Origin of the sequence: Luteolibacter sp. SL250 (assembly GCF_026625605.1) — a bacterium.
Lineage (GTDB): Bacteria > Verrucomicrobiota > Verrucomicrobiia > Verrucomicrobiales > Akkermansiaceae > Luteolibacter.
In genome coordinates this window covers 4,512,451-4,525,412 of record NZ_CP113054.1, presented here as the reverse complement: position 1 = coordinate 4,525,412, position 12,962 = coordinate 4,512,451, and the positions used below count along the sequence as shown (strand labels likewise).

Sequence of the window (12,962 nt, the reverse complement as noted above, 5' to 3'; positions counted from 1 at the left end):
TGGCGGGTAAGGAGTCTCAGGGGGCGAACGAGTAGAAGACCCTGCGTGGTTGTCCCGGGTTCAGTTCCACTTCATGGCGGCCTGCGGTTCCCCGGACTCCGTCCTGGGTGCCGCTGATCCGCAGCCGGTCTCCCGGCGGGAGGCTGTTGAGGAGGAAAGGAAGCTTTGCCGGACCACCGTTGAGCGTGAGGGTGCGGATGAGCGTATCCTTTTCCCCCCGCTCCCAGGCATCCGTGAGAATCTGGTCACCGATCTCGATCCGGAATGCCGGATTTCCCGCGGAATCGAGAACGAAGCCTTTGAAGACCGCATCGTCGGGCAACAGGCGTTTGTCCGATAGTTTCACGACCGTTTTGCCGGCAGGTTCCTGGTTGCCCTGGCCACGGTCCGTCCAGTGACGTCCGGCATCGATGAAGTCCCCTTTCCAGACCAGAGCTGGTCCCAGATTATCCGCGGACCAAACGAGATTCACGCCTCCGGGGAAACCCACACCGATCGCGCGGGCGGTGCTGCCCGCGATGAAGTTCCGGTAGATGATGGGGCGGTCCTTCGGGGTCAGCAGGATCTCCTTCCACTTCTTCGTGTTGGAGGCGGTGTCCTTCGACACCCATTTGAAAGTCTTCATTCCCGGCCCTTTCCAGCCGAGCTGGATACCGTCGTTCTGGGTCACTTCGTAGTATTCGATGCGGATGGGGTGCAGGCCCTTCGCCAGCGTGACCTTCACGGTCTTGGAGCGGCTGCCGTTCATCGGGCCGAGGCCTTTGATCTCGGCGATCCTTTTTCCATTGATGACTACCCGGCCGCCGTCGTCCGCGTCGAAGTAGAATTCGTAATCGCCGTCCTTCTCCGCTTCGAAATCCGCCTCCCACACCATGCCGAAGTGCTCGCCGCGCTTGGTGGCCTGGTCGAGGCTGATGATGCCGTCGTGTTCCTCCTCGACATTGGCGGAAGTGAGGGTGGAGAAGTCGGGCTGGTCCCTCCAGTTGCCGAAGTAGGTCCGGGAAATGAGGTTCTTGAGGGCGGACGGCTCCTTTGGCAGCGGGTGGAGCTTGAGGATCTCCGGGGCGGACCAGGCTTTCTCCCGGTTGGATGTCGCGGCACGGATGGATTTCACCAGATCGGCGGACACCGCGGACTCCGCGTTGCCGAAGGAGGACCGGACGTAGGTGAGGATCGCCGCGACCACATCGTCCGGCAGCACCGCACCTTGGGGCGGCATGGTGAGGTTGTAGGATTTGCCGAGGATCTCCACCGGGCCCTCCAGCCCGTGCAGCACCACCTTGACGGCCCGGTCCGGCGGGCCTGCGACCCACGGGCTTTCCGACAGGGGAGGGGAGTTCGCCGCCGGGACGCCTTTCCCGTCAGGGCCATGGCAGGCGGAACAGTAGGTGGCGTAGAGCTGGCCACCGTCCTGGGCATGGAGATGGCCGGCAAAGAGGAGAGAGAGGTAGAAGAAGAGCGGCCGCATGGATTTCACCGGAATGCCTCGGGAATAGGACATGAAACCGGGTCTATGGAGTTCCCGCTGAGCACGCAAGCATCCAGCGCAGGCCAGCAGGGCGGAGTGCGAAATATTCAGGCCGGATGGCCGGATCCGCATAAAATGTGTCCGCTCCCCGATAGGTGGGGAACCTCAATCGGTCTTCGCCCGATTGGCCGAGTAGTGCCGGCGCAGTCCCTCGGCGAGGGCGTCCGCGTATTCCCTGAAGATCGACGGGCGGAACTGGCCTTCGATTTCCTTCACCCCGTCATAGTCGCCGGCCTGGATGCGGGCGTAGTCCAGAGTGGAGTTCATGACGTAGGGCTCCATGTAGATGACCGGGCAGTCGTAGAGGCGGTTGGCGAGGAGATTGCGCGCCCACAGGAATGGATGGCCGTCCACGGAAACCACGCTGCCTCCCGGGGGATAGACGTAGGGAGGGAGCTGGCTGATCTCCGCGAAAGTGTCCGCGACCGTCCGGCCGACGAGGGCTTCCTCCTCATGGGTATGGGAAAGCAGCTTCTTGATCATGGTGAAACGCTGGTCCGCCAGGGCGACTTCCTCATTGTTGTAAGCTCCGTTGAGGATGAGGTGGAGGTGGGTCCGGGGGATGAGCGTCGGGGTGTTCGGATCTCCCCACGCCTCCGCATTGAAATGGAGGCACAACACCAGATCGGGCTTGATCTGGTTGTTGACGATCTCCGCGCGCGAATGGATCTCGGCGGTCCGGTAAAAGAGCCGCTGGGCAAGCCGGGAGATGGACTCCGGCTCCTGCGGGGTGGCCGAGGCGGCCTCCGCATCCTGGACAAGCGCCTCCGGACGTACGGTCGTGACTGGTTCCGGCTTGTCCCGGACGAGGGAGACACGCGCACCGAGCGCCTCCAGCTTCGGTTGCAGCAACTTTGCCACCGCGAGGGTCATGTCGCCCTCGGTGACCGGTGTCCCGCCATTGTGGATAAACCAGCGTTCCTCCATTTTCGCCCATTCTCCGCCGATGTGGCCGGGGTCGATCGCGATGTGGAGATCCTGGAGAGGCTTGTCCGCTGGTGCTGCCGGTAGCTCGGAGGTGCCCTTCCAACTTTTGGGAATGGGGGCGGCTTCTTCGGCGAACTGGAGGATGAAGATCCCGCCGTCCGTTGTCTTGATGACGGCGTTGGTATCGGTGAGGAGGATGAAGTTCTTCCAGTTCTCTCCGATGGTGAAGACGGTGGTCAGCAGCCGCTCGAAGTCCGCGCGGGTGATGCTCCTCTGGAAAGGAGCCAGCGCCTGCCAGTCCGGTGGCTGGGCCAGCGGGGAGAGGGTGTTGCCTTCCGGGACGCTCTTGGTTTCAGCGATTTCCGGTGGCTGTGGCGGTGGTTCCGCGTTCCCCCGCTTGATCTTGAGATAGAGGCTGACCACGGCCACGAACGCCCCGATGAGCAGGAAAAGTGGGAAATAGCGGCGCAGAAAGGACGACATGCGGGAAATAGGATTGAGGCGGGAGGGCCGGGAGTAAAGGATCGGTCGCGGGCCAACAGGCACCGGATTACACCAATGTCATCGATTCGTATTTTATTTCTGGGGGATGTGGTCGGTGAACCCGGCAGGAAAGCGGTCATTGCGCAGCTCCCTGTCTTGAAACAAGAGAAGGGCATCGATTTTATCATCGTCAACGGTGAGAACGCCGCCGGGGGCAGGGGGATCACCCCGAGGATCACGATCGATCTTCTGAGGGCGGGGGCGGCGGTCGTGACGACCGGCGACCACGTCTGGGACCAGCAGGAAATCGTGGAGTATTTCCCCACGGAGCCCCGTCTTCTGCGCCCCATCAACTATCCGGAAGGAACTCCCGGGCAGGGCAGCGTCGTTCTGGAAACCGCGAAGGGAAAGGTGGCTGTCATTCAGGTCCAGGGTCGCTCTTTCATGCAGCCGCCGCTGGAAAATCCGTTCCTGGCGATGGAGGCGGAAGTCGAACGCCTCCAGGGATTGGGTGTGAAGGTGATTGTCGCGGAAATCCACGCGGAAACCACGAGCGAGAAAATCGCCATGGGCCGCATGTTGGACGGAAAAGTTTCCTTGGTCGTTGGAACTCATACCCATGTGCAGACAGCGGACGACGTGATCTTCCCGGGCGGTACTGGATACCTCACGGATGCCGGGATGTGTGGGCCGGAGGAGTCGATCCTGGGGCGCAGCATCGAATCGGTCGTCTGGCGCTTCAAATCGAATATGCCCACGCGATTCCCTGTGGCCAAAGGAGTTGTGAGGATCTGTGGCGTGATCGTCGAAGTGGATGTGGAGGCTGGAACCTGCCAGCACATCGAAAGATTGTCGCTTCTGCTGAAAGATGAAGTGGATGAATCCGCTTCAGCGAATGCGTAATGTTCTCATTTCCAACGATTTTCCAAGAAGGTGGAAATAGACGATATTTTTTTTGACAGAGGGGCGGGCTTTGTTACTGTCCGCCCGCTCTTCCCCACATGAAGTCAGGGGTGCCGCGGTCAGTCCGGAGCGGACAGGTCGCGGTTCTTTTGTCGGAAGTAGGAAGGGCGGACATCGTCATATTGCTCGTGTAGCTCAGGGGTAGAGCGCATCCTTGGTAAGGATGAGGTCGGGGGTTCAATTCCCCCCACGAGCTCCATGATGATCGGATACTCTCAGAACTCACGCGAAACCACAACCACCATGGCCAAAGAAGCATTCAAGCGCAACAAGCCGCACGTTAACATCGGAACCATCGGTCACGTTGACCACGGCAAGACCACCCTCACCGCAGCGATCACCAACACGCTGGCGGACAAAGGCTTTGCTGAGAAGAAAAGCTATGCGGACATCGATGCCGCTCCGGAAGAGCGCGAGCGTGGTATCACCATCAACACCGCCCACGTCGAATACGAAACCGACAAGCGCCACTACGCCCACGTTGACTGCCCCGGCCACGCCGACTACGTGAAGAACATGATCACCGGTGCCGCCCAGATGGACGGTGCGATCCTTGTGGTTTCCGCTGCTGACGGCCCGATGCCGCAGACCCGTGAGCACATCCTCCTCGCCCGCCAGGTCGGCGTGCCTGCTCTGGTTGTCTTCATGAACAAGGTTGACCTTGTTGATGACGAAGAACTCCTCGAGCTGGTTGAGATGGAAGTCCGCGACCTCCTTTCCTCCTACGAGTTCCCAGGCGACGACATCCCGATCGTCAAGGGTTCCGCCAAGGCCGCCCTCGAAGGCGACGCCGCCCAGAAGGAGAACATCTTCAAGCTCATGGACGCTGTGGATTCCTACATCCCTGAGCCGGAGCGCCCGATCGACAAGACCTTCCTCATGCCGATCGAAGACGTGTTCTCCATCGAAGGTCGCGGAACCGTCTGCACCGGCCGTGTCGAGCGTGGTATCATCAAGAAGATGGAAGAAGTCGAGATCGTCGGCATCCGCGACACCCAGAAGACCACCGTCACCGACATCGAAATGTTCCGCAAGCTGCTCGACGAAGGTCGTGCAGGTGACAACGTGGGTCTCCTGATCCGCGGTCTGAAGAAGGACCAGGTCGAGCGTGGCCAGGTCATCGCCAAGCCGGGCACCGTGAAGGGCCACACCGTCTTCAAGTCGGAGATCTACGTTCTCTCGAAGGAAGAAGGCGGCCGCCACACCCCGTTCTTCTCCAACTATCGTCCTCAGTTCTACTTCCGCACCACCGACGTGACCGGCAGCATCAAGCTCCCGGAAGGTGTCGAAATGGTGATGCCAGGTGACAACATCAACCTGGAAGTCGAACTCATCACGCCGATCGCCATGGAGCAGACCATGCGCTTCGCGATCCGTGAAGGTGGCCGCACCGTTGGCGCAGGCCGCGTCGGTGAGATCATCAAGTAATTCAAAGCAGTGAGGCATCCGGCGGGTCCGCCCGCCGGAATGCTGGACCCCGGGGCATCCCGCTCTTCAAAAAGCGAGATGCCCCTTGGTCGCCTCTAAAACGGCAGTAGTTCAATTGGTAGAGCATCGGTCTCCAAAACCGAGTGTTGGGGGTTCGAGTCCCTCCTGCCGTGCCACTTTCCCTAGATTCCCGCCAAACGAAACCATCGATGCAGTTCCTGGAGTACATCAAGATTGCCGACAGTTGGGTCGCAACCGGAATTGTGTACGCGATCCTCATCGCGGCCGTCGTCCTCCTTGCCAAAAACTTCGCCAAGGTTGGCACCTTCGTCAACGAGGTGAAGGGCGAACTGAAGAAGGCGAGCTGGCCATGGGAGTCCGACCCGAAGATCAAGGGCTTCCGCAAGTACAAGGAGCTGGTCGATTCCACCGTCGTCGTGCTGATCGCCATGATCCTGCTCGCCGGCTTCGTCCAGCTCTTCGACTTCATCCACGTTGCGGTGATCACCTTCCTCACCAACCTTGGCCGCTGAGGCCGCTTTTCTTTTCCCATTTTCCTGATCCATGCCCGATACAGCGCCATTCAAAGACCAGTGGTATGTCGTCCAGGTTCTCTCCGGCCAGGAGCAGCGGGTCCGTGACCGGATCCAGCGCCAGGCGAAGGAAGAGGAGATGACGGACTACATCCGCGAGGTGCTGGTTCCGACGGAAATGGTTTCCGAAATCCGCCGCGGCAAGAAGACCGAAACGAAGCGGAAGTTCTTCCCGGGTTACATCATCGTCAACATGCACCTCATTTCCGAGGACAACCAGCTCGTCGAGAAGACCTGGTTCTTCATCAAGGAAATGGAAGGCGTGATCGGCTTCGCCGGCACCAAGGATCGTCCGATCCCGATGCGTCCGCGCGAGGTGGAGGCGATGCTTTCCCAGATCCAGGAGCGGGAGCAGAACGTCCGCCCCGCCATCAGCTTCGAAGTCGGCGATACCGTCAAGGTGGCGGATGGTCCGTTCCAAAGCCAGAACGGCATCGTCGAGGAAATCGACCCGGAGCGCGGCAAGCTGCGTGTCTCGGTCACCATCTTCGGCCGCAGCACGCCGGTCGAACTCGAATACTGGCAGGTCGAGCGCGCCTGATCCACCCACCCCAATCCCTCTCATCTAGTCTCAACACCGCATCACTATGGCCAAGGAAGTCGTAAAAATCATCAAGCTCCAGATCAAGGCAGGAGCCGCCAACCCTTCACCACCCGTCGGTCCCGCTCTTGGTCAAGCCGGTGTGAACATCATGGGTTTCTGTAAGGAATTCAACGCCGCCACCCAGGCCCAGGCGGGCGATGTGCTTCCGGTCGTGATTTCCGTCTACAAGGACAAGTCCTTCTCGTTCGTCACCAAGAAACCCCCGGCCGGCAACTTGCTGAAGAAAGCCGCTGGTCTGGCTTCCGGTTCGAAGGAGCCGCACAAGATCAAGGTCGGCAAGATCTCCAAGGAGAAGCTCATGGAGGTTGTCGCGATCAAGATGCCCGACCTCAACACCAAGGACCCTGAAGCGGCCGCCCGCATCCTCGCAGGCACCGCCCGCCAGATGGGCCTCGAAGTCGAGGGTTACTGAGAATCTCGGCCGAGGGGTCATTGATCCCGGAGCCCGCAGGAGGGAGCCAGCCGCTTCCGCCAGAACTGCAAACCAAAACAACAAATGGCCAAACACCGCAGCAAACGCTACAAAAAGGCAGCCGCCCTTGTCTTCACCGGCAAGAGCTATTCCCTCACCGATGCGATCAGCACCCTGAAGGAATTTCCGGCTCCAAAGTTCACCCCGACCGTCACCCTTTCGTTCCACCTCGGCGTGGATCCCCGGAAGAGCGACCAGATGGTCCGTGGTTCCGTCTCCCTTCCCCACGGCACCGGCAAGAACGTCCGTGTCGCCGTGTTCGCCTCCGGCGCGGCCGCTGAAGCAGCCATTGCCGCTGGTGCGGAGCACGTCGGCTTCGAAGACCTCATCAAAAAGGTCCAGGAAGGTTTCACGGACTTCGACTCCGCGATCGCCACTCCTGATGCGATGACCGAAGTCCGGAAGATCGCCCGGGTCCTGGGACCTCGCGGCCTCATGCCGAACCCGAAGACCGGCACCGTCACCGACGACGTCGCGAAAGCCGTCAAGGAAGTGAAGGCCGGCCGGATCGACTTCAAGCTCGACAAGAACGGCAACGTCGCCGGTTCCATCGGCAAGTCCAGCTTCAGCCCCGCCGAGCTCGCTGAGAACGCCCGCGCCTTCGTTGACGGCGTGGTCCGCGCGAAGCCTGCTTCCGCAAAGGGCAACTACATCCAGTCCGTGACCCTGGCCGGCACCATGCTGCCAGGCCTGCCGCTGGAAGCAGCCACCTACACCAAAGTCACCGCCTAATCCTCACGCCCTGTAACATGAGCAATCCCGATAAGAAAATCATCATCGACGGTGTGCTGGAGCGCGTGAATGCGTCCCCTTATCTCATCGTTGTGGACTACACCGGCCTGACCGTGACCCAGTTCACGGAGCTGCGCAACCGCCTCGGTTCCGCTGGTGCCAAGGCCCTCGTCGCCAAGAACAGCTATGTCAAGAAGGCGCTCGCCGAAGCGGGTCTCCCGGACATCGCCGAAAGCCTGGTCGGCCAGACCGCTTTCATCACCGGTGACAGCGAAGTCTTCGCCGCCGCCAAGGTGGTGAAAAACTTCGAAAAGGAGTTCAAGAAGCCGGAATTCAAGGTTGGTATCCTCGACGGTGCCATCCTCTCCGCTGAAAAGCTCCAGTCCATCGCCGACATTCCTTCCCGCGAAGCGGTTCTTGCGCAACTCCTCGGCCTCATCAACGAGCCGGCGACCCGCATCGCCCGCGTCCTCAACGCGAAGTTCAACCCGGATGCCAACGAGGCGAAAGCCGACGAAGAGGCAGCCGCGGAATAATCCGAAACAATCTGAATCGACGGCGTCCGCGTCTCCGCGCGGGCGCCTGAACACATAATGGTTCCTCGTCGGGGCGGCGGCTGCCGCACTGAAATCTCCGGAGGCTCCGGAGGCGACGATACCGAACAGGAGAAAACAAAATGGCCAACATCGAAACACTCGTAGAAGAACTCGGCAAGCTCACCGTTCTGGAAGCTGTCGACCTCGTTAAGAAACTTGAAGAAACCTGGGGCGTGTCCGCCGCTGCTGCTGTCGCAGCCGCCGGTCCAGCCGCTGGTCCAGCCGAAGCAGTCGAAGAGAAGACTGAATTCGACGTCGTCCTCACCGACGCCGGTGGCAACAAGATCGCTGTCATCAAGGCAGTCCGTGAAGTTGCTCCAGGCCTTGGTCTTGCCGATGCGAAGAAGCTCGTCGAAAGCGCCCCCGCGAAGATCGTGGAAGGTGTCGCCAAGGACGCTGCCGAAGCCGCCAAGAAGAAACTCGAAGAGGCTGGCGCCAAAATCGAGCTCAAGTAACTTATTTTTGGATTTCTTCCCGGAGCGGACCTACGTTCGCTCCGGGAAGCTCCAGAAACACCGCCGGAACCGGCGGGAGATTCCACGAAAACTCCGGGCTTTCCCGCCGATTCCGACCTCCATTTCACATTCCTGAAACTCCACTCGCCTGAGACCGTTCGCGGCTCGGGCTTCACTTGTCATTAGCAGAACACGAAAACACCATGGCTGAACGTCTCTATTTCGGTAAATTTGAGGAAGTCATTGAACCCCCGAACCTCATCGAGGTCCAAAGCCGCTCCTATGACGAGTTCCTTCAGAAGGATGTCACGCCAAGCGAGCGCACCGATACCGGTCTCCAGGCCGTGTTCCGTGAAGTGTTCCCGATCAAGAGCTACGATGAAGCGATCGAGCTCGACTTCGTCGCGTACGACATCGAGGACCCGAAGATCACCTCCTTGGACTCCCTCCGTAACAGCGAGAGCTTCAGCGCCGCCCTCTACGTGACCTTCAAGCTGAAGGACGAGACGGGTAACAAGAAAGAGCGCGTCTACATGGGCGAGCTGCCGATGATGACCCGCCGCGGTACCTTCATCATCAACGGTGCGGAGCGTGTCATCGTTTCCCAGCTCCACCGTTCCCCGGGTATCTGTTTCGAGACTTCCCAGCACCTCAACGGCAAGCTGCTGCACTCCTTCCGCATCATCCCGGACCGTGGTTCCTGGCTGGAAGTCCAGTTCGACACCAACGACCTGCTCTACGTCTATCTCGACCGCCGCCGCCGCCGCCGGAAGTTCCTTGCGACCACGTTCCTGCGTGTTCTGGGCTACCCGACGGACCGCGACATCGTCGGTCACTTCTACTCCCCTGAAGCGCTCGCGCTGAGCGACAGCATGGACGAAGGCGAACTCGGCCACAAGGTGCCGTTCGAGGACGTCCTCGACGGTGAGCTGGTCGTCGCCAAAGCCTATGAGCCGCTGACCATCGGCATCGTCCGCCAGCTGCTCGCCCTCGGCCACAAGTCGATCGAAGTCATCGACGGCCGCGAGGATGAAATCCTGCTCAAGTCGCTCCGCAAGGACCCGGCGAAGGACGAGGAATCCGCCCTCAAGGACATCTACCGCAAGCTGCGCCCCGGCGACCCGCCGACCGCCGCCAACGCCCGCGCCCTCCTGAAGCGCCTCTTCTTCGACGCGAAGAAGTACGACCTCACCCGCGTCGGACGTTACAAGATCAACCAGAAGCTCGGCATCCAGGTGGATTCCGACCAGCGGATCATGGTTCCCGAGGACTTCCTCGCCGCCGTCCGCTACATCCTGAAGCTGAAGAAGGGTGACGGTGTCATCGACGACATCGACCACCTTGGCTCCCGCCGTGTCCGTGCGGTGGGTGAACTCCTTGCCAACCAGTGCCGCGTGGGCCTCGCCCGCACGGAGCGTCTGGTCAAGGAGCGCATGACCCTGTTCGACGTGAACATCGAGGGCATGACCCCGCAGAAGCTGATCAACCCGAAGGCACTCTCCGCCGTCGTGCGTGACTTCTTCGGCCGGTCCCAGCTTTCCCAGTTCATGGACCAGACCAACCCGCTCGCGGAGCTGACCCACAAGCGCCGTCTGTCGGCCCTTGGACCGGGCGGTCTGAACCGCGACCGCGCAGGCTTCGAAGTCCGCGACGTCCATCCGTCCCACTACGGCCGGATCTGCCCGATCGAGACTCCGGAAGGTCCGAACATCGGTCTGATCAACTCGATGTGCACTTACGCCCGGATCAACGAGTTCGGCTTCATCGAGACCCCTTACCGCCGCGTCGTGAAGGGCAAGGTCACCAACGAGATCGAATACCTCACCGCCGACCAGGAGGAAAACTTCCTCATCGCCCAGGCGAACAACCCGATCACCAAGGACGGCTCCTTCACCACCGAGCGCATCACTGCCCGTGAAAAAGGCGGCGAGTTCATCGAGTCCCTTCCGGTCGAGGTCCACTACATGGACGTTTCGCCGAAGCAGCTCGTCTCCGTGGCTGCGGGTCTGATCCCGTTCCTCGAGCACGACGACGCCAACCGCGCGCTCATGGGTTCGAACATGCAGCGCCAGGGCGTGCCGCTCCTCGTTTCCGAGGCGCCGCTCGTTGGCACCGGCCTGGAAGGCAAGGCCGCCCGTGACTCCCGCGCCGTGGTTGTCGCCGAGGCTGACGGCATCGTTGCCGCCGCCACCGCGGAAATCATCATCACCACCCCGGACGGCAAGCTCCCTGTTTCCGATGAGAAGTTCCTCTCCGACGCCGAGTCGGTGAAGACCAACATCGAAAAGGGCATCCTCGCCTACCCGCTGCGTAAGTTCATGCGCTCGAACGCCGGCACCTGCATCAACCAGAAGCCGATCATCAAGAAGGGCCAGAAGATCAAGAAGGGCCAGGTGCTCGCCGACGGTCCGAACACGGAGGATGGCGAACTCGCCATCGGCCGCAACGTGCTGGTCGCGTTCATGCCTTGGAACGGCTACAACTTCGAGGACGCCATCGTCATCTCGGAGCGCGTGGTGAAAGAGGACGTCTACACCTCCATCCACATCTCCGAGTTCGATGTCGCCGCCCGTGACACCAAGCTGGGACCTGAGGAAATCACCCGTGACATCCCGAACGTCGGTGAGGAAGCGCTCCGCAACCTCGACCACGACGGCATCATCCGCATCGGTGCGGAAGTGAAGCCCGGCGACATCCTCGTCGGCAAGATCACTCCGAAGTCCGAGACGGAGCTGGCTCCGGAAGAGCGCCTCCTGCGCGCCATCTTCGGTGAAAAGGCCGCCGACGTGAAGGATACCTCCCTGCGCGTCCCTTCCGGTTGTATCGGCATCGTCCAGGACGTCCGCGTTTCCTCCCACGGCTTCGCCAAGAAGCGCGCGGAGAAGGTGGATCCGGTCGAGCTGAAAAAGCAGCTCAAGAAGATCAACGACGAGCACAAGAAGAAGGCCGACAAGCTGACCGACGACCTCACGGAGCGTCTGTCGGACATCCTCCTCGGCGAGAAGATCCCGCTCGACGTGGTCAACGCGCAGACCGGTGAGATCATCATCCCGGCGAACCGCAAGATCACCAAGACCCTGCTCCGCAAGCTCGCTTCGGTGCACGACCACATCGAGATTGACCCATCCCCGATCCGCAACAAGATCCTGGAGATCATCGGTTCCTTCGAGGGGCGCTTCCAGGAGCTGGACACCGAGCGCGAGCGCAAGCTCGACTCCCTCGAGTCCGGTGACGAGGTCGATCCCGGCGTCATCAAGGAAGTGAAGGTCTTCATCGCCGCCAAACGGAAACTCTCCGTGGGTGACAAGATGGCGGGCCGCCACGGTAACAAAGGTGTCGTCGCCACCATCGTTCCGGAAGAAGACATGCCGTTCCTCCATGACGGAACGCCGGTCGATATCTGCCTCAACCCGCTCGGCGTGCCGTCGCGGATGAACGTCGGACAGGTTCTCGAGACCCACCTCGGTGTCGCCGCCAAGGCGCTCGGCTTCAAGGTTGCCACCCCGATTTTCGACGGCATCAAGGAAGAGGTCATCTGGGACTTCATGTCGAAGGCCAAGAAGGTCGACGGCGTCAAGTTCGTCGGCGACAACGGCGACCTCCGCGAGCGGAAGAAGGACGAGAAGGAAGGCCGCGGCTACACCTGGATCGGTGACGGCAAGGACGGCACCACCGGTGGCAAGTCGACCCTCTATGATGGTCGCACCGGTGAGGCGTTCCACAACCCGGTCGTGGTTGGCTACATCTACATCCTGAAGCTCGGTCACTTGGTCGCTGACAAGATCCACGCCCGTGCCGTCGGTCCATACTCCCTCGTCACCCAGCAGCCGCTCGGTGGTAAGGCACAATACGGTGGTCAGCGCTTTGGGGAAATGGAGGTCTGGGCCCTCGAAGCCTACGGCGCCGCCTACACCCTGCAGGAGCTCCTCACCGTCAAGTCGGACGACGTCCAGGGCCGTACCCGGATCTACGAGGCGATCGTCAAGGGCGACAACAACCTCGAGGCAGGCACGCCGGAATCCTTCAACGTGCTCATCAAGGAAATGCAATCCCTCGGACTCGACGTCCGTCCGGGGCGCAAGGGATCTGGCCATGGCTCCGGCATGACCGGTGGTCTGGACGACTTCTCCCTCGATGACCTCACCCTCTGATCACGTAACGCGAACCCAACTACTGACCTA

The 12,962-nt window shown here is 60.9% G+C and carries 11 protein-coding genes and 2 tRNA genes; 11 read left to right on the top strand and 2 right to left on the bottom strand.

The window, feature by feature from the left end; translation table 11 throughout:
- Window positions 1-16 precede the first annotated feature (16 nt).
- Both OVA24_RS19580 and OVA24_RS19575 read right to left on the bottom strand, forming a co-directional pair.
- Window positions 17-1,501, bottom strand: a complete 1,485-nt coding sequence (locus OVA24_RS19580; protein ID WP_267671829.1) for a PA14 domain-containing protein — start codon at window positions 1,499-1,501, stop codon at window positions 17-19.
- 132 nt (window positions 1,502-1,633) lie between these two features.
- Window positions 1,634-2,938, bottom strand: a complete 1,305-nt coding sequence (locus OVA24_RS19575) for an N-acetylmuramoyl-L-alanine amidase (protein ID WP_267671828.1) — start codon at window positions 2,936-2,938, stop codon at window positions 1,634-1,636.
- A gap of 75 nt (window positions 2,939-3,013) precedes the next feature.
- On the opposite strand from OVA24_RS19575, the gene OVA24_RS19570 reads away from it, so the two are divergent.
- From OVA24_RS19570 to rpoB, 11 genes are all read left to right on the top strand, one after another.
- Window positions 3,014-3,841 carry a TIGR00282 family metallophosphoesterase gene (locus OVA24_RS19570; protein WP_267671827.1) on the top strand — a complete coding sequence of 276 codons (828 nt, stop codon included), beginning with the start codon at window positions 3,014-3,016 and terminating at the stop codon, window positions 3,839-3,841.
- 184 nt (window positions 3,842-4,025) lie between these two features.
- Window positions 4,026-4,100: transfer RNA gene (locus tag OVA24_RS19565), tRNA-Thr, on the top strand.
- A gap of 44 nt (window positions 4,101-4,144) precedes the next feature.
- Window positions 4,145-5,329 carry an elongation factor Tu gene (tuf, locus tag OVA24_RS19560; RefSeq protein ID WP_267671825.1) on the top strand — a complete coding sequence of 395 codons (1,185 nt, stop codon included), beginning with the start codon at window positions 4,145-4,147 and terminating at the stop codon, window positions 5,327-5,329.
- A gap of 100 nt (window positions 5,330-5,429) precedes the next feature.
- Window positions 5,430-5,505, top strand: a tRNA-Trp gene (locus OVA24_RS19555).
- Entirely contained in the window at window positions 5,500-5,862 is a 363-nt protein-coding gene (locus tag OVA24_RS19550; RefSeq protein ID WP_267671824.1) for a preprotein translocase subunit SecE, read from the top strand. Before OVA24_RS19555 ends, OVA24_RS19550 begins: the two co-directional genes overlap by 6 nt.
- A gap of 31 nt (window positions 5,863-5,893) precedes the next feature.
- Entirely contained in the window at window positions 5,894-6,463 is a 570-nt protein-coding gene (gene nusG / locus OVA24_RS19545) for a transcription termination/antitermination protein NusG (protein ID WP_267671823.1), read from the top strand.
- A gap of 46 nt (window positions 6,464-6,509) precedes the next feature.
- Window positions 6,510-6,938: a 50S ribosomal protein L11 gene (gene rplK / locus OVA24_RS19540; RefSeq protein WP_267671822.1), complete on the top strand. Its 429-nt coding sequence runs from the start codon at window positions 6,510-6,512 to the stop codon at window positions 6,936-6,938.
- 84 nt (window positions 6,939-7,022) lie between these two features.
- Entirely contained in the window at window positions 7,023-7,730 is a 708-nt protein-coding gene (gene rplA, locus OVA24_RS19535) for a 50S ribosomal protein L1 (RefSeq protein ID WP_267671821.1), read from the top strand.
- Window positions 7,731-7,747: 17 nt separating this feature from the next.
- Window positions 7,748-8,266 carry a 50S ribosomal protein L10 gene (gene rplJ, locus OVA24_RS19530; RefSeq protein ID WP_267671820.1) on the top strand — a complete coding sequence of 173 codons (519 nt, stop codon included), beginning with the start codon at window positions 7,748-7,750 and terminating at the stop codon, window positions 8,264-8,266.
- A gap of 140 nt (window positions 8,267-8,406) precedes the next feature.
- Window positions 8,407-8,781, top strand: coding sequence for a 50S ribosomal protein L7/L12 (gene rplL / locus OVA24_RS19525; RefSeq protein WP_267671819.1), 375 nt, complete (start codon window positions 8,407-8,409; stop codon window positions 8,779-8,781).
- Window positions 8,782-8,984: 203 nt separating this feature from the next.
- Complete coding sequence (gene rpoB, locus OVA24_RS19520) at window positions 8,985-12,932, top strand: DNA-directed RNA polymerase subunit beta (protein ID WP_267671818.1); 3,948 nt, start codon at window positions 8,985-8,987, stop codon at window positions 12,930-12,932.
- The last annotated feature ends 30 nt before the right edge of the window (window positions 12,933-12,962 follow it).